Below are 19,422 nucleotides of genomic sequence, written 5' to 3' on the forward strand. Positions count from 1 at the left end.
CCTCCCTTCTTAGCTCGGTGCTGCGGCGGCTTGTCGCAGCAGCGGCGGCTTGTCGCAGCAGCAGAGTTTGCAAACATCGGCTGGCGACGAACCCGATTTCCATTGGTGAAGGACACCCAACGAGGAGTATCGGTGATGCAAAGTTCAGGAAATCATCCAAATAGATTATCCTGGCGTGGCGCCATGGCACTTGCCGGAGCCGCGACAATTCCGGGGACAGGAGCCGCACAGGCCCAGGCCGCGCAAGAGCGCGTGACGCCGGCCGGGCAAAATTCGATCGACCTAGTCAATAAGCGCGCTCAAACCAACGGCATCAATCTCCATTACGTCGCCGCCGGTCATGGTCCCGTGGTGTTGTGCATGCACGGTTGGCCACAAAACCACCGCGAATTCCTTCCGGTCATCGAGCGGCTCGCAGGTACCTACAGATTTATTGCGCCAGACCTTAGGGGATACGCGGATAGCGACAAACCCTACGACGGATACCAACCGAAAAATATCGCTCAAGATATGCTCGGCTTGCTTCAAGCCGAGAACGTCGAACGCTTTCATATCCTCAGCCATGATTTGGGCGGGCCGCCGTCTGTCGCGTTGGCATACCTGGCGTCCAACCGCGCGATGTCGCTGGCCACGATAGAAACGCCGTTCTTCGGACTGAGCTCTCCAGGATATGTAGACCCCCGTGTAACGTATTGGCATCTGGGGATGCACGCGAACATGGATATCACCAGGTTCTTGGTGGAAGGCCGTGAAGATCACTATCTGCGGCACTTCTTCAGGGATTTTGCTTACAACCCGGATGCAATTCCGGAAGAAGATGTTCAGTTTTATGTCATGCAGATGCGTCAGCCGGGCAACCTGCGAGCAAGCCTTAATCACTATGGCTACATCCCGCAGATGGCCGAACAGACGAAAGAACTGACCCGCAGCAAACTTACTGTACCGATGTTGGCTTGGGGCGGCCGCAGATCTTTCGGCAATCACTGCATCGATAGTGCGCGAGCGATCGCCAACACGGCGGAAGGTGGCGTTATCGACGAATGCGGGCACTGGGTCTTCGAAGAGAGGCCGGACTTTATCGTCGCTCAGTTGAGCCAATTCTGGCCACGACATAATTGAGCGTCATGAGCGCTGATCGCGTGGCGCGGAGACATTTGACTTTCGATCGCCCAAGGCCGACGGGCTCGCGACTAGGGTCATGCACCGGGGGTCCATCGGTTCGAGACCTGAGGAGGAGGGGTGAACGATGGCTTTCTCCAGATTGTTGGTCGGGATGACCGTAGCATTTGCAGCAACGGTCGCTTCCGCGCAGCCCGCCACACGCGACGAGCCGTTCCGGATCAAACGTGTCGACCACACCGGGATCACGGTCTCCTCGTTGGAGGACTCGCTCAAATTCTGGGTCGATGCGATGGGCTTCAAGCACCTGTACACCTGGACCTTCGAAACCAGCCCTTTCATCGAGCAGGTGGTCGGTGTGCCTGGTGCAGCCATGCGGCTCGCAATGATCGAGGCGCCTGGCCACATGATCGAGCTGCTCGAATACACCGCGCCTGATGACCGAAAGATCTACAAGCCGCGATCATCCGACGTAGGCTCTGTCCATATCGCCTTCAATGTGGAGAACATAGATGCGCTGCTTGCACATATCGCAAGCCTCGGCTGGCTGCCGGTCGGCGATGTTCAAACCGTTGAATCCGGCGAGCGCAAAGGTCTGCGCCTGATCTACGTGAGAGGACCTGACGGGGTCACGCTTGAGTTCCTCCAGCTTCCTGAAGACGCGCCGAAATAGGCAAGGCAGCACCGTGTCGTCGCGGAAGCTGGAGGCGACAGCGGGGCCTAACGATTGAACCAGAGTAGAAAGGACACATGATGACTATCTGCCGAATGATAGCCGGCGTAGCTGTTGCATTCCTCACCACTGCCGCTTCCGCGCAGGATGCGGGCGTTAAACTTCCTGATTATGCGAAGACGCCCGATGAGCTCTCCGCTGTCCAGCCGACCGGTGGGGCGGGCGGATCCGGCAACGCCAAGGTTCAGGTGGTCACGATCCTCGGCGATGCCTCCAAACCGGGAGTCTATGCCCAACTGCTGAAGGTCGGGCCCGGGGCGCAAATCCCGGCGCACCATCATGGTGGTGACCGGGTGGGAACCGTGCTCAAGGGCACTTGGCACTTCGGCTTTGGCGGAAAGTTCGACAAGGCCAAGCTCAAGACTCTGCCCGTCGGTTCAGTCTATACCGAACCCACGAACGAGCCGCACTTCGCGATGACCGGCAACGAGCCCGTAGTCGTGCTGATCACCGGTACCGGACCGACCGACACGATTTACGAAAATCCGGCCGATGATCCGACGAAGAAACCTTGAGAGCACCGCCTTGTAATGCAAGCAGCAACGGAAGCTGCCCTCTTTCGAGTTCGCAATGCCCGGCCTGTGCCGGGCATCCAATGCGTGGTCTGAGTTCTATTGAGAAAGAGGATCGACAGTCGAGACGAAGCACGGCCGGGACGAAAGTGAAGCGCCGCAAGCGCTTTGCTCAAACGTCGCCCTGGCCAAATCGGCCGCTCTTGGCCCCAAAGCGGACGTCCGGCCAGGCTCTCACGTCGAAGAAGGGCCGCGTCAGCGAAGTGGTGACATCTCTCGTTGAGGTTCGCTTGATGAGGCATAGCGGACTGGATTGCTCACGCCGAGGTCTTCGCATTTGACCCTGACGCGACATGGCCGCTCACGGCTTGACGAACTTGAGCACGAATTCGTCCTTCGGTTGCGGCGGATCCGGCGTGTTCTTGTCTCTGGGGTCGTTCGGGTTATGCAGGAAATTGCCTTCGTCGATCAGCTTGAAGCCTGCCGCTTCGACTTCCTTGCGAAGAAACGCCTCCTCGACGCGATGCAAGGAACCGGATTCCGAAATGCCGGTACCGGGCCGACCCGAATGATCGGCAATGACGTAGAGACCTCCCGACTTGAGCGCGGCAAAGACCGCTTTGTTCATCTCCGCGCGATCCACACCGAGGTGTCCGAGGTCGTGATAGTTGAACATCAAGGTCACGAGATCGACGCCGTTCGCGAGCTCGGGGGGAATGGGATCTTCGAACGGCCGGGAGAGCGCGACGATCGGGGCAGCCTGGACGCCATCGCTTCGGAGTTTGCTTTCGCGTTCGGCGAGGGCGACCGTGGATGGTCGCGGCGCGCTCGTGGGCGCCGCTGAGGCCGCGCTCGGCGTTGTGGCTGGTGTGCCGTTGCCCTCGGGCGTGACCGGGGATTGGGGGGCTCGGCTGGGATCGCGGGGTCGGCTCTGACCATAGACCTTGCCCGAGGAGCCGATCGCACGGGCCAACAATTCCGTGGTGTAGCCACCGCCCGCGCTGAGATCGACCGCGACGATACCGGGACGAATGCCGATGAAGCCCAGCATCTGTTCCGGCTTGCGGCGCTCATCATTGGTACGATCTGCCGCAGTGCGATCGGAGCTCTTCACGATCAGTGCGATCTGCTCAGATGAAAGCGGCGGCAAACCTTGCTGCGCTGTTGCTGCTTGGGCATTGAAGAACAGGACGATAGTGAAGCCGGCCGCGACCAGGAGGTCTCTTGTTACGCTTTTCATTGTTTTGCTCATTGTTATCTGACCAATCCAATCCGGGGGAGGCGACGCGATGACCATGGATGCTCTCCCTTATCCGGCAAAGGAGGGCAGAATCTCGCCCAATCCAGGAGTCGGATTTGGCGAGGATATCCAAGGTATATGGCTAAACACATGCATTTTGTGACAGCGAAAGCATTTGCATTTCAGGTTGGCGTGAGGCTCTCGACGCGGGAAATCCTCTCCCTCGCTGCTACCGGGCTAAACCAGACATGACCCGGGGATGCCATCGGGTCGAGAATGAGCCAAAATAGACTCCAAGGCGTGTCCGCATGGGGTATCGCGGACTAGATTTGCTCGCGCTGAGTTCTTCGCATTTTGACCTCGAGCGGGACATCGGTTTACTTATGATTCGGAAGGGGAGTGCTGCTCCGAGCGTCCGCTGGCTTTGGCCAAGTCTATGCAATGCGCGCCTACAAGCGCCGGCTCGCCATTAACCTCCAGACGCAGCGAGCCGCAGCAGCAATGCGCGATCCTCGTCAAAGTTTGATCTCCGAGTTTGTGATTGAGACGCGCCCCTCGATCCGCAGGCACCCACTCAACCTCAGCTCATGCTCCCCGGCATGAAGCATCGCGCCTTGGGATGACCATCCAGATAGTAGGGCCATACCATGGTTCGACCGGCACGGTTCGGTCCATCCACCACCGCCTCGGCGGGAACGTCAACCCACTCTCCATCGATGCGAACGCGGTAATGTCCGTCCTTGCTCTCCCAATCGGCATCATCGACGCGCTTTGCTTCACTGCCGTCGCAGCAAGGACCTTTGCCGCTGTGCAGGCTTTGATACCAGCCGTTCAACTCAGGATGATCGTGATCGTGAGCGCGGGCGCCAGAGCCCGCGATGGCAGCAAGCGCAATTGCAACGACAATGGATGTTGAATGCCAGAAGTCACTGTTCATCGCAGATCAGATCCTTGCTCTCTTGAGTGGATTACCTCGGCTTGGCGTGTCGTCAGATCGATTGATCGAATAACCGCGCTTGAGTGCGATCACCGTCGACCCAATTGAAGATAGGTGCGAGGGAATGGCTGACAATTATATGATTATAAACATATAATCACGTTGTCGCGAGACTCCGGAGCCGTGCCATGAGCCCTATGTTCGCTGGAGGTGCAGGATTACGTTCGTAACGCAATTTCCCGGGCCAGTGATGGTTCGGTAGCTGGACGAGGCCAAAGTCCTCCTGTCAATTAATGGAGCGCGATTTTGTCCAAGTCAGTATTATCTGTTTCCACTCTGCTTGCCGTGTGGGTCTCACGTGCTGCGAGCTCGAGGAGAGCCGCTAACCGGCGCGTCCCGGAGGATCGTGCATTCCGGCTCAGGACAGCGGTGCCAGCCGTGTTGTTTCGGTTGACCACGGAAACAATGACACGGTGCATGTATGGCGGAGGCGCTTTTCCTCATTTGCTGGCCATCATCCTGGCCTGGCTCATCAGGGAGTGTCTTGCCGCATGCGCGCTCTATGCGGGGCTGATGTATCCGAGCGGCGCGGCCTGGACATTTCGATGGTTGCGCCGGGGCGCTTTGCCGATCGATAGGTCGGAGAGCTGCCTAGGCGCGCGCAACTTGCGAACGGCAGCGAATACTTAACGACAGCCGTAACCTATCCGACACGCACCCGTAACGTCGTGCTGCGCTAGCTCGTTGGTACTAGAAGCGTCAGGAGGTGCGGCATGCTACACGCGCATTTGGGCCGGCAGGCTGTGGTGATCGGGGCCGGAATTGGCGGCCTGGCAGCAGCCGGGGCTCTCAGCGAACTCTTCGATCGGGTGGTGGTCCTCGAGCGCGACAACTTGCCTTCCGAGGCAACGCCCCGACCAGGGGCACCGCAGGGACGTCACCTGCACGGGCTGTTGGCCGGCGGCCACCAGGCATTATGCGCACTATTTCCCGATTTGGAAAAAGATCTGGCCCGCGCGGGCGCAATACCAGTCCGCGTCAGTCGCGATTTCTGCGAGAACGGTCCTGAGTCCGACCGGCCCCGACGCGATTTAGGCTGGTCCGCCTATATGCTATCGCGTCCGCTCATCGAACTCGTCATCCGCGGCGCGCTGGCGCGGCTGCCAAACGTCACGGTGCAGCCGCAGTGCCGGGTCACAGCCCTCTTGGCGACGCCTGACGGCCGGCGCGTTGTCGGAGCCCGCTACGCGGCCCCGGGGAGCAGCGAGGAGACGATCGCAGCAGACTTCGTCGTCGACGTCTCCGGGCGCGGCTTTCCGACGCTGGCCTTGCTGCAGGCTATCAATCGGCCAAGGCCAAGAGAGATGGAGATCGGCGTCGACCTCAGCTACGCGACCGCGATCTTCTCGGTTCCAAGGAGCCAGCGGTTCGACTGGTCGGTGGTGCTGACCCACGCAGATGCGCCACACCACGGTCGGCGCGGCGTCCTCTGCCCGATCGAGCATAACCGGTGGATGGTGACTCTCGTTGGAAGGGGCGCCGAGCAACCGCCTGCGGAGCTCGACGGGTTCATGGCATACGCGGAACGACTCGCCAAGCCTACCATTCACGACGCCATCAGGAATGCCAAGCCTATCGGCGACATTGCGCGGTTTGGCTTTCCCGCCAGCGTGCGCCGATATTTTGATGCCGACACAATACCCGACCGGTTGATCGTCATGGGCGACGCCCTTTGCCGCCTCAATCCGGCCTACGGTCAGGGGATGAGTGTTGCGGCCTGCGAGGCGTTGCTACTCAAACGCGTGCTGCTCACCCGCCGCGACGAGCGCGAGCCGTTAGACGGCGTCAGTGTCTTGTTCCACGCGCAGGCGCAAAGCGTGATTGACGGGCCGTGGCAACTCGCAGCGCTTCCGGATTTCGCCTATCCGTGTACCCGCGGGCAACGTCCGGACGATTTCGAGCAGACGTTGCGCTTCTCGGCCGCCATGCGACGGCTTGCGTTCCACGATCCCGCGGTCGACAGGCTGATGACGGAGGTCGCGCACCTTCTGAAGCCGCTCAGCGCCTACCAGGACCCGGAACTGCTGCGGCGCGTCGGGGCCGAATTGACGGCGTAGCCAATCATCCGCGCTGAGCCGAGCATGTGATTTGCGAAGCTGCGCTCGAAATAGCCCATACGTTGCGCGGTCAAGTCCCGGACAAGAATGCGATGAGCGCTTCCGCAACCGGGCCGGCCGCGTCGCGCTGAGGAAAATGGCCCGCGCCGTCGAGAACGATGCGCCGGTAACTCGAGGTGAAGAATTGCTCTTTGCCTTCCGAAGTGGATAGGTGGTTGCACGGATCCGCGCCGCCATGAATTACAAGAGTGGGCACACGGATCTCCGAACCCTGCGCGAGCTGATGTTCAATGTCGTCGTAGGCGGAATCCGAGGCAGCAAGACCCCAGCGCACGCGATACGAATGGAGGACGATCTCGGCCCAGTCGGCATTCATGAATGATGCCGCTGTCGCCGCGAACTCTTCGTCGGAGATGGACCAGGAGGGGTTCCAAATCTGCCAGATATAGCGCGTAAAGTTCAGTCGGTCATTGCGCACGAGATCTGCGCCGCGATCAAGCGCGATGTACCAGTGATACCAATAATTGTGGACCTGACGGAGCGAAAGGATCTGGTCGGGATTGTTCGTGCCCCAGCCGACCGAAAGAGCAGCGCAATGGGTAATCCGCTCTGGGGCAAGGAAGCTAGCAATATAGGCAGCGCGCGCGCCCCAATCGTGCCCGACCACCGAATAGTGTTCGAGACCGATCGCATCCGCGAGATCGAGGACGTCGCGTCCGAGCGCGGAGAGTTGCCCGGAGCGAAACGTTTCCTTGTTTCGGAATCGGGTAGAACCAAAACCACGGAGATATGGAACGATCGTACGCAGGCCCGTGGCGTGGAGGGGGGCTAGGACTCTGTCCCAGGTTCGCACATCATCGGGCCAGCCGTGGAGCAGGATGACCGGTCGGCCTGTGGCGGGGCCCGAGATTTCGTAGCCGATATCGAGGAGCCCGGTCGATACCGTCCTCAATTCGGGTCGCGTACCATCGTTTGCCGTGCGAGATGACAAATCGCTGGCGAGCGTGATCTGCGTAGAAGCTGCACTCATCGCTGTTTCCTGTTTCAACCGGCCACACGACGTTCCGAGTTGAGATAGGTAGCCTCGGCGATTTCGCCAATGTCATAGATCCAACGATTCGGGCCACGACTCGACTCGCCGATTGTCGCGAGAAGGACAGGATGCCCTGGGATATGACATCCGCTCCCGCGCTGCCTTAACGGCAGGAGAAAGATGCGTGCGTGTCGAGCGAATGCAGTGGCCGCACGATAGTGCTGTGATTTTTTCAATTCCGCGAAAGGCGCCGTGAGTCCATATTGATCTTCGCGCTCAACCATAGGGTGCTGCATTCAGAGTGCTTGGCGGCCGTTGCCGCCGAATGAAGCTCTGGCGATCGCGGGCGCTCGCATCGGTGGCAGCGTAGCAGTCTCGAATAACCGGAGTACAAATCATGGACTTCCTTTCTCGTCGCCGGATGCTGGCAGCGACCGCGGCCGGCGGCCTCCTGACGACGTCTGCCACGGCGCGCACGCAGTTGGCAGACGCCGTCCCTCAGCCGCAGCGACCGGGTCGCGGCGGGACCGATCCAGGCCCGCGTAACGCGGTGCGGGACCGGCAGAACGCGGATATTCTCGTGCCTCCGGCGACCGATCATGGCAGTTTACCGAATCTGCGCTTCTCGTTTTCCGATTCCCACATGCGGCTTGAGACAGGTGGCTGGACCCGCCAGGTGACGCAGCGCGAGCTTGCCGTCGCCACGTCGATTGCCGGTGTGAACATGCGCCTGAACGCCGGTGGTGTGCGTGAGATGCATTGGCACAAGGCGTCTGAATGGTCCTACATGCTTTACGGCACGGCCCGCATCACGGCCATGGATGCCAGTGGACGCTATTTCGTGGACGATGTTGCTGCCGGCGATGTCTGGTTCTTCCCTTCCGGGGTTCCGCATTCCATCCAGGGCCTAGGTCCGGACGGTTGCGAGTTTCTTCTCGTCTTCGACGACGGTAATTTCGACGAAGACAATACCTTCATGATCGCCGACTGGTTCAAGCACACACCGAACGAGGTGCTCGGCAAGAATTTCGGGGTGCCGGGTTCACTGTTTGACCATACCCCAGAGGAAAGCCAACGCTACATTTTCCCGGCTCCGTTGCCGGGGCCGCTGAGCTCGGACAAGATTGCTGGAGGGACACCGGTATCAAAGAGCTTCAGCTCGCGGCTGATGGCGCAGGATCCGATCAGAACGGCAAGCGGAACGATGCGGATCAGCGATTCCACCGTTTTCCCGGTCAACACCACGACCGCCGCGGCCCTGGTCGAAGTCAATCCGGGTGGCTTGCGCGAACTGCACTGGCATCCCAATGGGGACGAATGGCTCTATGTCATCGAGGGTCAAGCACGCATGGGCGTGTTTGCGGGGCAGGGCCAGGCGCGCACATTCGATCTGCAAGCCGGTGATGTCGGCTACATTCCCGTCGCGATGGGGCACTATCTCGAGAATACCGGCACGGGACCGCTGCGATTCCTCGAAACGTTCAAGAGCCCGTACTTTGTCGACTTCTCTCTCGACACGTGGATGGCGTTGACTCCGCCGAAGCTGGTGGATGCGCATCTGGACCTGGATCCGCAAGTAATGAATGCGCTTCGCAAGACCAAGGCTCCAGTCGTGCCGACCTGAGCAGCGTCGCGGAACGTCTCTCGCGGCTTGAGCATTCGGTGCTGGAGCCGTGGGCTGACACGCCGCGATTTCATGGGGTGTTTCGCGCCTGAGAGTAAATTGCCCTCGGGCCGTCCGCCGAGCAGCTCGTCGCCGGAGAACGTGATGAGGCCCGCGCCGGCGGCCTCGCGAACCGTCGGCTCTTTTGCAGCATCAGCACATGAGAATTCGCGAACCGGCATCGCTTGTGGCCACGGCGAGGCTCCAAGCTCCGGTCATTCAGTGTCGCCATGGTGACACTGCAATCGTAACACGCGTCGTCTGCGCTGAAATCAGGCTGTAACCTGTTCGCCCTCTGATCGGCTGCAATAAGCCGAATGGATGAGGAGAGCGCGATGGCAGTTGGAAAGATCGGCAAGCAGGCCGTAGTGATCGGGGCCGGGATGGCCGGTTTAGCCGCGGCGGGCGCGATTGCGGACCATTTCGAAAACGTGCTCGTGCTGGAGCGCGACCGCCTCACAAACCAGGCGATGCCGCGATCGGGTGCGCCACAATCGCGGCAACTGCACGTCTTGGTGCAGGGCGGCCAGCGGGCGTTGACCGATCTGTTTCCGCATTTCGAGCAAGATTTGCTGAATGCCGGCGCGGTGCCGCTTCGAATGCCGGGCGAGCTTCGATTCGAGATCCCAAGGCTCGGTTCGTTCCCGTCGCGCGATTTCGGCTGGCTCCTCTATGGCGCATCCCGTCCGCTGGTCGAGTTGATCACACGCCGACAGGCCGCGAGACTTGCCAATCTGTCGATACGCTCGCAGTGCCGGGTACTCGAGATCACCGCTTCGCTCGACGGCACCATGGTCACTGGCGTGAGGTTTGAATCCGCTGCCGGACGGCAGGAGATTCTCGCGGCCGATCTCGTTGTCGACGCATCCGGACGTGGTGCACCAACCTTGGGACTGCTGCGTTCGTCCGGCCAGCCGGTACCGGATGAAATCGTCATCGGCGTCGATCTCCATTATACGACCACGACCTTCGTGATGCCCGAGGACGCACCTACGGATTGGAAAGCCATAGCCACTCATCCCCAGGCGCCGGAGCGCAGCCGCGGCGGCTATATGGTGCCAAACGAAGGCAACCGCTGGGTTCTGACGCTCACGGGACGGCTCGGCGAACGACCGCCAAGCGAGCCGGACGGATTTATGGACTATGCCCGGGGGCTCGAGACGCAGACGATCTACAATGCCATCAAGCATGCCGAGCGGCAGGGCGGGTTCGAGCGTTATGCCAATCCGGTGAGCGTATGGCGCCGCTTCGATCGACTCAATTCGTTTCCTGAAGGCCTGTTACCCATCGGGGATTCCATCTGCCGCTTCAATCCGATCTACGGCCAGGGCATGAGCGTGGCCGCGCAGGAGGCCCGCCTTCTGAAGCAGCTTCTGGACGGCCGGGCGACCAAGTCCGATCCGCTTGCAGGACTTGCGGCGGCGTTCTTCTCTGAAAGCCTGGCGTTGGTCGAGGCACCATGGAATATGGCTGCGGTCCCGGATATGATCTATCCAGAGACGCGCGGCGAACGCCCGGCAGATTTCGAGGACAGGCTCAAATACGACGGCGCCCTGATGAGGGTTGCGATGAACGATGCCTCGGTTCACCGATTACTCGCAGAGGTGCAGCAACTGCTCAAGCCGCCAAGCGTTCTCCAGGATCCGGATGTCGATCGCCTCGTTCAGCGCGAGCTGTTCCAGATGGCCGCCGAATAAGATTGCGCACTAGGACTGCGTGGCTTTGCACAACGGTCACACCAAACCGGCGAGCGCGCCCGCACTTTCGGTGCGCTCCTCTTCTTGGAATCGGTGGCGCGCTAGCTCCGGGAACGGCGTTCAGCATATTGCGTTACGGCCAGTCAACGACGTCGGCGAGAATCTTCGCGGCCGAGCGAATTTAGGAGGCTCTCTTTCCTTTGTTCGAGACCGATTCATCACGATGATCCCGGGGACTTGATGCCGTCGACGATTCCTTGCTCTTTCCGCTGGAAATTTCTTCAGCTCCCGAAGAGGGCTGGCCGGACGATGACCGCGAAACACTGAACGTCCCCATTCCCAGGGGCAGCTCAATTTTTATATCGCCGTATTCGTGAGAGCACGCGGCGACACTGGCTACTGAACCTTTAACTGCTTCTTCTATTGCCGTTTTCAATTGTGGATCAACCTTGCCCTCAAGCCGAACCTGACTCATGAGAGTCTTCAGCTGTTCTTGGTACATAGAGGCAACTTGGGCTCTGCAATCGTGTGCATGACTTTCTTGGTAGAAGTAAACGCCCTCGTGCAGGGCCGCGTAGAATCCGAGCGATAGCAGGCATCCTCCGACAACAAAACGCCCTCGAGTAGGGTTTTCGTGAAAGATTTCGACCAGCTCAATTCGTAATCTGAACTCTATTCTGGACCGCTTTGGTGCGGACACAGTCCCGGCTATTGCATTTAGCTCGTCGAGAATTGCGTTGACGTCGAAATACGCATCAAATTCGGATGCTGATCCGTCCTCGGGTACTAGAGCCACTTTGACATCTGGCAAGCTCTTGAGCCACACCTTGAAGTGGGCGTCGGGACTGATTTCGCCGTCTCGCTCCTTGACACAATATTCGGCCATCGCCTCAGCAACAGCCGCGGTCCACTGCAGCTTCTGAAAAACGGCAAGTAGTTCTCCGACCTCTGCCGGTCTGCCCCTCCGATCAAGCGTTACTTCGAGAAACAGTTCGCTGCCACCTGGCCACTGGAATGCGTTGCTTACATCCATTGAGTACCCCCCTTTGAAGGGTGAACGTAAGACAGTACAATCTCGGGTAATTGTTTGTCGATAACTATGTGCGTCCACAGTATTCGTCAGTGTTCTCCTTCACGTGACGCCGAGACCTCTCGGCGTGGTGCTCAGAGACCGTTGATCGATCACTGAACCGACGCCATTTTTCTGTTAGTATTTGCGCGCAGCTTGTTGAAAGCCCAAGCGAGTCTCGCCGGCCTGTCCAAACGGTCCAGTCTCGTGACTGCCCTCAAGCAGACGGTGATGAGGCAGGAGGCCGCGCAATTGCTGCCGCCGGTTAAGGTTGATAACGACCGAGTCACCGCCGCAGGGCCTTGCGTTGTGTTCTCGGTCCAATCAAGATAACTCCGAAAGGTACTGCTAAGGCCGGGGAAAAACCATGCGGGTATTGTTGCTGCTGAGTGCCGCGCTCGCATCCTTTGCGGCCACGATGACCTTGAGCTCTTCGAATGCAAACGCGGTCTTTTGGCGCGGCTTATACGCGCCCACCAACATCGATATTCACGGGTGGCCCATCATCAAGGAGCCGCCTCCCAGCCCATGTCAGTGGATACGGGTGAACGGCTATTACGTGCGCCAATGCATCTGCCCATGCATCAACTAAGCATTTGTCGAACGGCTCGACCGATCCTTCGTTCCCGAAATCGAGGCCATTTCCGACCCTTCTCCGGAATGGTTTCGACCCGATTCGCCTTAGGTCGCCGCCAAGCTTCCCCCGCTCGAACGGCCTCGAGCTTGCAAAATGCCAAGTGAAAGATTTCGAGTACCAGACCTCCGCTCCGGCAGCGCGCCGTTCCTCGTGCAGGCAGCGGTCGCGCTTTGCGCGGGTACATGGGATGCCCGAGCGGCAACATAATAGCACGCCGACGGACGAACATCGTGTCTGGAAGGCGCTGTTAGCTGGCGGCCCGATCGTCAAGACGGCACGCCTGTGCTGGCGTGGTTGACCATACCTTAACCGAATGCCTACCGCGCCCCTTTGAAGCGCGTTGCTCATCGAGTATCGTGCCGGTCGCACCGCAATTGACACGGCAAAGGCCCGCTTCCTAGCGCGGGGCAGAGGCAAATGTGTTCATGGAAAATCGTGCCGCAGTAACAAAGCCGGTCTGGCGCAACAATATCGTTTGGGCTGTCATCGCCGGAATCGCGGGAATGGATGCGTTGTGGGCATGGTCGGTCGGCATAAGGATCGCGCCGGGTCTAACAACGCCGCTGGTTTTTGCCGGGCTGGTTCTGATGAATCGTGTTTATGTCACGATAAGACCCAACCCAAGGATCGCGGCGCTCGCCGGCGCTACGGCGCAGCTCCTGGCGTTTACATCGGTTGCTAGCGTTCTAATCTATCTCACCGTCGGATCCGACTTCCCACTAATCGACCGATATCTTTCAGCGGCAGATGCAGCAGTCGGATTCGATTGGCTTGGGCTGTTCAACTGGGTCCAAGATCATCCTGGCGTCAATAGTGTGCTAGTTTTTTCGTATGACAGCAGTATAGCCCAAATCGGGGTTCTCCTGATCGTGCTGAACGTGCTTGGAATGCTTGAGCGCACGGCCGAATTTGTTTGGCTGTTCATCCTGACATTGCTGATCGTTATTCCAATATCGTGGTTATTCCCGGCCGAAAGCGCATGGGTCCATTATGGAGTCACCCACCGCGTATACGCCTACCATCTTGCGGATTTCTCGGCGCTTAGGAGCGGCCAGATGTCGGAGATTGCGTTGGCCCGCATGAATGGACTTATTACATTCCCGTCTTTCCACACCGCACTTGGGCTCATTCTGATCTATGCCACCAGGGGAATTCGTTTCCTGTTTCCCATATCGCTCGCATTCAACGTGCTGATGATCGCTTCAACTCTGCCGGCCGGCGGACATTACCTAGTGGATCTCATTGGGGGCACAGCTGTCGTGCCGCTCGCCGTCGTAATCTTCGGATGGGGCCAACGACCGTCGGCCAGGGGCCGGCTTGCCAGCGGCGTTGTGCTGAGTGCGGCGAGGGATTGAAAGCCGTTTGGGAAGCTCCGCAGAAAGACAGCAAAGTCCTGGCACCGTTTGTTTCGTTGCTTGGTAATCGGCTACGCCGGGGCTTCTCGGCAGTTAATTGGAAGGGTCACGGCTGCACCGTTTTTCTACGGGACTGCGTGCTCGAAAGCTGAGTAACAACCAGCAATTCGGGGGTACCTCCGGAGGTCGGAGCGTCCTACCTGGCGGCTAGCTGTTTCAGCTTGGCACCTGTCCAACTCGCGAGAAGCTAAAAGTCTCGCCCTGCGTTTGCAGTAGCACATTGTTACCTTTTTAGACGGCGCGAACGGCTCCTGCCGAGTCCAATTGTCGCGTCGAGCCTTGCGCCTTCGCAACACGGCTTCCAGTTCAGCTGACCCGCTTTCTATGGTCCTTTCAGCAGCATTTGCGCGCTTCGGGGCTGCGATGAAGAGTTCTCCTCGCCGAGCTCGATCTCGTTCGAATCTGAAGGACGACGCGGTCAGCGTTGCCGACGCACGCCGTCATCTCATTCCAGTTCTGGTTTCCCGTATTTATACGGGGCGGCGTGGAAATTTGGAGTTACTTCCGTAAATCAGAACTTCCTAAGATCATGGTCAAGGAGCAATCCTGGGCGCGCCACCCCTTAGGGTTAAGAAACGATCAACAGGTGACAATTTTTTGACGGAACAATAACAATGGCCGCGTTGGCACCGGCTTCGTCTGCCGACGATGTGCAAATCGATCTTTCCAAAGAAGGGATTTCTCCTATGTTGAAGTACTATATTAAGACCACTGAAGCCCTGAAGCGTCTGCGCGCGGACACGGAAGGTGTGGTGTCGTTTGAGTACGTGATTGTCGCCGCTTGCGTCGTCGGCGCTGTGATTTTCGCATTCGGTCCTACGGGCAGTGGGGCTCTCGGGCAGGCGCTTCAAGGCGCGATCAACACGATCATCGGCAAGGTCAATGCTGCCCTCGCATAATATGGCCGTCTGACTCCGGAGAGGGGGGGCATGGACTGTGCCCTCCACCTTTCCAATCTTCGCGTTTGATGAAATCGGCGTAGTGGCTGGCGATAGCGATACCGGTGCTAATCATTCGACTAAGAACATGCCGACAAGTGCGGTGAGCACGATCGGCACCGCTGTCACTACTGCCATCGGAGGTTATTGAGCTGCCTGACTCAATCCGGCATTGCGATCTGTCAGTACCTTTCCTGAAAAGCGTGCATTTTGATGAATTGGTTTGTTTCCATAGCGTTGATTCTGGAAATCCTTTTGTTGCTCTATGTTGCAACAATCGATGTCGCGACACGATTGATTAGCAATGAGATCTGTCTGGCCTTGGCGCTCCTCGGGATCGCCAGTCAACTGGCCAGCCCGATGCAAGTTGCCGAGTCGCTGATATCAGCTGCAATCTTGTTCGTGCTGCTCTTGGTCATCTACACGCGGGGTTGGATTGGCGGCGGCGACGTCAAGCTGCTGGTTGCATTGGCGATTGGTCTTCCTCTGGCGGGCGTAGTTCAGTTGATGACCATCACCGCGCTGGCTGGCGGCGTACTCGCCCTGGTGCATCTGATGATGCGCCATCTGCCTTATCCCAAGCTCGCGCCTGCCGGATCGTCGCTCGTACGCCGCGTCTACGCGGTAGAGCGTTGGCGCCATTTGCGACACGCACCGCTACCTTACGGTGTTGCGATAGCGTCGGGTGGTATCTTGACCATTTTGAATCAAGGACTTTGACATGTCATTCACGTTGCGTATCTCGATCATTGCGGTGCTGCTATTGGCAGCCAGTGCGTTCGGGCTCATCGCCTACAACATGAACCTGCCGAAGGAGGTCTCGGTGGCGATCGCGGACAAGGGGCCGGCGCCTGCGCCAGCCGCTGCGCCTGCGACCGTGGGGTACTTTGTTGCGGCGAGGCCGCTAACGAAGGGTACATTGGCCCGCGAGGAAGATTTCACGGTACGTTCGGCCGTGCCGGAACGTGTTCCTGCGGGAGCAATCCTTGAAACGCCGGACTCCAAGCTAGGGCTTCCCGGTTCTCTGGTTCGCAAGTTCGTCGATGCTGGCAGTCCTATCACGTTACAAGACATCTTGCGCCCGCGCGATCGAGGTTTCCTCGCCAGCGTCTTGGCACCGGACAGCCGTGCCATCAGCATCAAGGTTGACGAGGAGTCTGGGGTCTCGGGCCTCATCAGGCCGGGTGATCATGTGGATGTCGTGTTGACCCAGGTGTTCGAGAAAGCAGATCCGGCACGTCGCGCTCTTAGCGAAACCGTTCTACGCAACGTTCGAGTCATTGCGATCGACCAGGAGATTGCGCAAGGCGGAAAGGCAATCAGCACGATGGCAGGCAAGCTAGCGCAAACCGTCTCTTTGGAGCTGACGCCAGAGCAAGTCAAGAAGATCACCGTCGCAAAGCAACTCGGAACGCTGGCCTTGGCCGTACGTGCGGCAGTTGACCAGTGGAATACGGCTGATGCTGGCGCTGTGTCGAGCTGCGACGTTTCGCCGGAACTTGCCCGCCAGAGTGCGATCGCCGGTCAGCGCGCCGCAGTGGTCGTTCACACTGGAGGTGAGGTCAGGGAATACTCAGTCAGGAAGCAAGACTCAGACGACAGCGACGCGGCCGTGAGCTGCAACGGATCGTCGTCGGAAGTTGTCCGCCCGACTGCCACGGCGATGGATTACACTGATAAAGTGTCGGAGAAACGTTGATGAGCATGGCCGTAGTCAGTGCGACTGAAGAGACGACGTCCGTTGTAACGCGCAACCGCATCGTCTGTTTCGTGAATGATGAGCTCAGTGCCGCGGCTCTGCGCAAGGGCCTCGAAGGCAGCAACATATCGATCAGGCGCGGCACGATCCGCAATGCCATACGGATGCTCGAAACCGACACCGAACTGTTCGCGTTGGTGACAGACATCAGTGGAATCGATGATCCCTTTACCGAACTGGAAAGGTTGGCTGGCGTCTGCCCGCCCGATGTTCGGGTGGCTCTGATCGGTGAGAGCAGGGAGATCTCCTTCTATCGTGAGCTGATGGATCTCGGCTTGACCGAGTACCTTCCGAAGCCGCTCACGCGGGACATGGTGCTGGACCAGCTTCGCCCGAAGCTGGTTGGTGACGTGGCCGCGGATCCGACTGATCGGGGCGGGCATGTAATCTCGATCTGCGGCGCCCAGGGCGGCGCCGGGGCAACGAGTATCGCGATCAATCTCGCACTGCAACTCGCCGACACCACGAAGGCCAAGGTCGCGCTGCTCGACCTTCATCTGCAAGGCGGCGAAACCGCCGTGATGTTAGGTGTTCGGCCTGGACCGGGGCTGCGGATCGCTTTGGAAAACCCGATGCGGGCGGACACGTTGTTCCTCGAGCGCGCGGCAATCGAGGTCAATGAGCGGGTTTGCTTGATTTCTGCTGATGAGGATTTGGATGCGCAGCTCGACATCACTGAAGGGGGTGTGAGACACGTGCTGGGTCTGCTCCGCCAACGATTCAATTACATCGTTGTCGATATGCCAGTCCCGTTTCCTCCGTCGATGCATCCGGTGCTCACGCTTTCACGTCACGTGCTGGTGCTGCTGGAAGCCGAGGTCACCGGACTTCGCAATGCGCATGCTCTCCGCGCCGCCGTCACCAACATCGCCGGTAAAGATCGAGTCTTCACTTTGCTCAACCGCGCCGATCGTGCGGGGGGACTTCCCAAAGCCACGATTGTTAAGGCGTTGGGCGCCGACCCAGACATGGTGATTCCCGATCTCGGGAAAGGGATGACTCAAGCAGTCAATCTTGGAATTCCAGCTCTAAAGCACGTTAGGGGATTGCGACGTCACCTTGCCCCGATCGTACGGGAGATTACGGGTGTCCGCGCCGAGCGGAAGGGACACTTGAGGAGGCTGCTCGGGTTATGAAAAAATTCGGTAGACGCGACGACGACACGCGAGTTCTTTTGTCGGCATTGCCGCCAAGCTTGCCTGCTTCTCCGCCAAGCCTGCCCGCATCGACGCCCATGCCTGCGTCGCCTCCAAGCGTGACAGCACCGACAAGACGCGAGGAGCCTTCGAGTCAGCGGGCCGTCGTGTCAGCTTCGTTGCGAGAACGGGTCATCGAGCAGATTGAGCCGTCGGCAGCCGCAACTGTTTCCCGCGAAGTTCTGCGGCGGCAGATCGAGGAAATCATCCATCAGATTGCCAACCAGGAACGGCTCGAACTGTCAGGTCGCGAGCAGCTTCTGCTGGCGGAGGAGATCGCGGATGACATGACGGGCTACGGCCCGCTTCGTCCGCTTCTGTTGGATCAGTCGATCAATGATATCATGATCAACGGGCCGAGTAACGTTTATGTCGAGCGAAACGGCAAGCTGGAGCGGATCGCGGTCCGATTTCGCGACAATGATCACATCGCCTCCGTTGCTCAGAAGATTGCCGCCCAGGTTGGGCGGCGTGTTGACGAGTCTAGTCCGATGGTGGATTGCCGGTTACCGGACGGCAGCCGCGTCAACATCATCTTGCCGCCGCTCGCAATCCATAGCCCCTGCATTTCAATTCGGAAATTCCCGAGCCGCCGTTTGAACATCGCAGGGCTGATCGAAAATGGCTCAATGACCCCGGCCATTGGCCAATTGTTAGAGATTGCCGGTCGCGCTCGGCTCAACGTTCTGGTCTCTGGCGGTACCGGATCCGGCAAGACGACGCTCTTGAACGCGATGAGTCAGTTCATCGATCAAAGCGAACGCATTGTCACGATCGAGGATGCGGCAGAGTTACAGCTGCAGCAGCCACACGTAATCAGCCTGGAGACCCGGCCTCCAAGTCTCGAAGGCACGGGGCAGGTGACGCAGCGCGATCTGCTGGTGAATGCCCTGCGCATGCGCCCTGACCGGATTGTCGTTGGTGAGGTACGCAGCGCAGAAGCGTTCGATATGCTGCAGGCGATGAACACCGGCCATGATGGTTCGATCTCCACGGTACACGCGAATAGTACCCGGGATGCCCTGACCCGCATCGAAAACATGGTGCAGATGGGCCAGGTCAATCTACCGTCGCGCGCCATTCGCGCTCAGATCGTCGCTGCGCTGGATCTCATTGTGCAGGTCGAACGCATGCGAGACGGACAGCGCCGCGTCGTTCAGATCAGTGAGGTAATCGGCCTGGAAGGCGATGTGATCACCACCAATGATATCGCGGCGTTCGAGTACAAAGAAGAGGATGTTCACGGGCGGATTTCGGGACTTTATCGGTCCACCCAGGCAATCCCGAAATTCAAGAGCCGTCTTGTCTACTACGGGCTTGATCGCGCTTGGGCTGAGGCCATGAGGCAAATATGATA

Annotated in this window: 16 protein-coding genes; 12 read left to right on the forward strand and 4 right to left on the reverse strand. The window is 59.0% G+C overall.

What is annotated here, in order from left to right:
* Nucleotides 1–183: 183 nt before the first annotated feature.
* The 3 genes from A3AI_RS0114620 (at nt 184) to A3AI_RS0114630 (ending at nt 2,367) form a co-directional block, all read left to right on the forward strand.
* The gene (locus A3AI_RS0114620; protein ID WP_024516301.1) at nt 184–1,119 is read left to right on the forward strand and encodes an alpha/beta fold hydrolase; all 936 of its coding nucleotides are present in this window, start codon (nt 184–186) and stop codon (nt 1,117–1,119) included.
* 127 nt (nt 1,120–1,246) lie between these two features.
* Nucleotides 1,247–1,792 (forward strand): VOC family protein, encoded by a 546-nt coding sequence (locus tag A3AI_RS0114625; protein ID WP_051382403.1) that lies wholly within the window; start codon nt 1,247–1,249, stop codon nt 1,790–1,792.
* Between the two features lie 77 nt (nt 1,793–1,869).
* Complete coding sequence (locus A3AI_RS0114630) at nt 1,870–2,367, forward strand: cupin domain-containing protein (RefSeq protein ID WP_156927782.1); 498 nt, start codon at nt 1,870–1,872, stop codon at nt 2,365–2,367.
* Nucleotides 2,368–2,725: 358 nt separating this feature from the next.
* On the opposite strand, the gene A3AI_RS0114635 is transcribed toward A3AI_RS0114630, so the two are convergent.
* Both A3AI_RS0114635 and A3AI_RS46240 read right to left on the reverse strand, forming a co-directional pair.
* Nucleotides 2,726–3,661: a class I SAM-dependent methyltransferase gene (locus tag A3AI_RS0114635; protein ID WP_198030116.1), complete on the reverse strand. Its 936-nt coding sequence runs from the start codon at nt 3,659–3,661 to the stop codon at nt 2,726–2,728.
* 523 nt (nt 3,662–4,184) lie between these two features.
* Nucleotides 4,185–4,541, reverse strand: coding sequence for a hypothetical protein (locus A3AI_RS46240; protein WP_198030117.1), 357 nt, complete (start codon nt 4,539–4,541; stop codon nt 4,185–4,187).
* 773 nt (nt 4,542–5,314) lie between these two features.
* Between A3AI_RS46240 and A3AI_RS42750 the strand changes: the two genes are divergently transcribed.
* Nucleotides 5,315–6,658, forward strand: coding sequence for an FAD-dependent oxidoreductase (locus A3AI_RS42750; RefSeq protein ID WP_036048298.1), 1,344 nt, complete (start codon nt 5,315–5,317; stop codon nt 6,656–6,658).
* Between the two features lie 70 nt (nt 6,659–6,728).
* On the opposite strand, the gene A3AI_RS0114650 is transcribed toward A3AI_RS42750, so the two are convergent.
* A complete protein-coding gene (locus A3AI_RS0114650) occupies nt 6,729–7,688 on the reverse strand; it encodes an alpha/beta fold hydrolase (protein WP_084800923.1) in 960 nt (319 codons plus the stop codon).
* A 400-nt stretch (nt 7,689–8,088) separates the two neighbouring features.
* Between A3AI_RS0114650 and A3AI_RS0114655 the strand changes: the two genes are divergently transcribed.
* A complete protein-coding gene (locus tag A3AI_RS0114655) occupies nt 8,089–9,315 on the forward strand; it encodes a cupin domain-containing protein (RefSeq protein WP_024516308.1) in 1,227 nt (408 codons plus the stop codon).
* Nucleotides 9,316–9,689: 374 nt separating this feature from the next.
* A complete protein-coding gene (locus A3AI_RS0114660) occupies nt 9,690–11,051 on the forward strand; it encodes an FAD-dependent monooxygenase (RefSeq protein WP_198030118.1) in 1,362 nt (453 codons plus the stop codon).
* A gap of 181 nt (nt 11,052–11,232) precedes the next feature.
* Here the strand turns inward: A3AI_RS0114660 and A3AI_RS0114665 are convergent, their stop codons facing one another.
* Nucleotides 11,233–12,084, reverse strand: coding sequence for a hypothetical protein (locus A3AI_RS0114665; protein ID WP_024516310.1), 852 nt, complete (start codon nt 12,082–12,084; stop codon nt 11,233–11,235).
* 1,098 nt (nt 12,085–13,182) lie between these two features.
* On the opposite strand from A3AI_RS0114665, the gene A3AI_RS0114680 reads away from it, so the two are divergent.
* The 6 genes from A3AI_RS0114680 (at nt 13,183) to A3AI_RS0114705 (ending at nt 19,420) form a co-directional block, all read left to right on the forward strand.
* Nucleotides 13,183–14,112: a phosphatase PAP2 family protein gene (locus A3AI_RS0114680; RefSeq protein WP_036048302.1), complete on the forward strand. Its 930-nt coding sequence runs from the start codon at nt 13,183–13,185 to the stop codon at nt 14,110–14,112.
* Nucleotides 14,113–14,786: 674 nt separating this feature from the next.
* Nucleotides 14,787–15,071, forward strand: a complete 285-nt coding sequence (locus A3AI_RS0114685; protein ID WP_349509689.1) for a Flp family type IVb pilin — start codon at nt 14,787–14,789, stop codon at nt 15,069–15,071.
* A 252-nt stretch (nt 15,072–15,323) separates the two neighbouring features.
* The gene (locus A3AI_RS0114690; protein WP_024516313.1) at nt 15,324–15,830 is read left to right on the forward strand and encodes an A24 family peptidase; all 507 of its coding nucleotides are present in this window, start codon (nt 15,324–15,326) and stop codon (nt 15,828–15,830) included.
* A 1-nt stretch (nt 15,831) separates the two neighbouring features.
* Complete coding sequence (gene cpaB, locus A3AI_RS0114695) at nt 15,832–16,809, forward strand: Flp pilus assembly protein CpaB (RefSeq protein ID WP_024516314.1); 978 nt, start codon at nt 15,832–15,834, stop codon at nt 16,807–16,809.
* On the forward strand, nt 16,809–18,005 hold the full coding sequence (locus A3AI_RS0114700; protein WP_024516315.1) for a CpaE/TadZ family protein: 1,197 nt from the start codon (nt 16,809–16,811) through the stop codon (nt 18,003–18,005). Before cpaB ends, A3AI_RS0114700 begins: the two co-directional genes overlap by 1 nt.
* A complete protein-coding gene (locus A3AI_RS0114705; RefSeq protein ID WP_024516316.1) occupies nt 18,002–19,420 on the forward strand; it encodes a TadA family conjugal transfer-associated ATPase in 1,419 nt (472 codons plus the stop codon). Before A3AI_RS0114700 ends, A3AI_RS0114705 begins: the two co-directional genes overlap by 4 nt.
* Nucleotides 19,421–19,422: the final 2 nt, after the last annotated feature.

This window comes from Bradyrhizobium sp. Tv2a-2 (assembly GCF_000472425.1).
Taxonomy (GTDB): domain Bacteria; phylum Pseudomonadota; class Alphaproteobacteria; order Rhizobiales; family Xanthobacteraceae; genus Bradyrhizobium.

Excerpts from the sequence above, each read along its gene's own strand:
- A3AI_RS0114655 (WP_024516308.1), top strand. The coding sequence starts at position 8,089 with ATGGACTTCCTTTCTCGTCGCCGGATGCTGGCAGCGACCGCGGCCGGC.
- A3AI_RS0114660 (WP_198030118.1), top strand. The coding sequence starts at position 9,690 with ATGGCAGTTGGAAAGATCGGCAAGCAGGCCGTAGTGATCGGGGCCGGG.
- A3AI_RS0114620 (WP_024516301.1), top strand. The coding sequence starts at position 184 with ATGGCACTTGCCGGAGCCGCGACAATTCCGGGGACAGGAGCCGCACAG.
- A3AI_RS0114690 (WP_024516313.1), top strand. The coding sequence starts at position 15,324 with ATGAATTGGTTTGTTTCCATAGCGTTGATTCTGGAAATCCTTTTGTTG.
- A3AI_RS0114665 (WP_024516310.1), bottom strand. The coding sequence starts at position 12,084 with ATGGATGTAAGCAACGCATTCCAGTGGCCAGGTGGCAGCGAACTGTTT.
- A3AI_RS0114705 (WP_024516316.1), top strand. The coding sequence starts at position 18,002 with ATGAAAAAATTCGGTAGACGCGACGACGACACGCGAGTTCTTTTGTCG.
- A3AI_RS0114680 (WP_036048302.1), top strand. The coding sequence starts at position 13,183 with ATGGAAAATCGTGCCGCAGTAACAAAGCCGGTCTGGCGCAACAATATC.
- A3AI_RS0114700 (WP_024516315.1), top strand. The coding sequence starts at position 16,809 with ATGAGCATGGCCGTAGTCAGTGCGACTGAAGAGACGACGTCCGTTGTA.
- A3AI_RS0114630 (WP_156927782.1), top strand. The coding sequence starts at position 1,870 with ATGATGACTATCTGCCGAATGATAGCCGGCGTAGCTGTTGCATTCCTC.
- cpaB (WP_024516314.1), top strand. The coding sequence starts at position 15,832 with ATGTCATTCACGTTGCGTATCTCGATCATTGCGGTGCTGCTATTGGCA.
- A3AI_RS0114685 (WP_349509689.1), top strand. The coding sequence starts at position 14,787 with ATGGCCGCGTTGGCACCGGCTTCGTCTGCCGACGATGTGCAAATCGAT.
- A3AI_RS0114625 (WP_051382403.1), top strand. The coding sequence starts at position 1,247 with ATGGCTTTCTCCAGATTGTTGGTCGGGATGACCGTAGCATTTGCAGCA.
- A3AI_RS0114650 (WP_084800923.1), bottom strand. The coding sequence starts at position 7,688 with ATGAGTGCAGCTTCTACGCAGATCACGCTCGCCAGCGATTTGTCATCT.
- A3AI_RS46240 (WP_198030117.1), bottom strand. The coding sequence starts at position 4,541 with ATGAACAGTGACTTCTGGCATTCAACATCCATTGTCGTTGCAATTGCG.
- A3AI_RS0114635 (WP_198030116.1), bottom strand. The coding sequence starts at position 3,661 with ATGGTCATCGCGTCGCCTCCCCCGGATTGGATTGGTCAGATAACAATG.
- A3AI_RS42750 (WP_036048298.1), top strand. The coding sequence starts at position 5,315 with ATGCTACACGCGCATTTGGGCCGGCAGGCTGTGGTGATCGGGGCCGGA.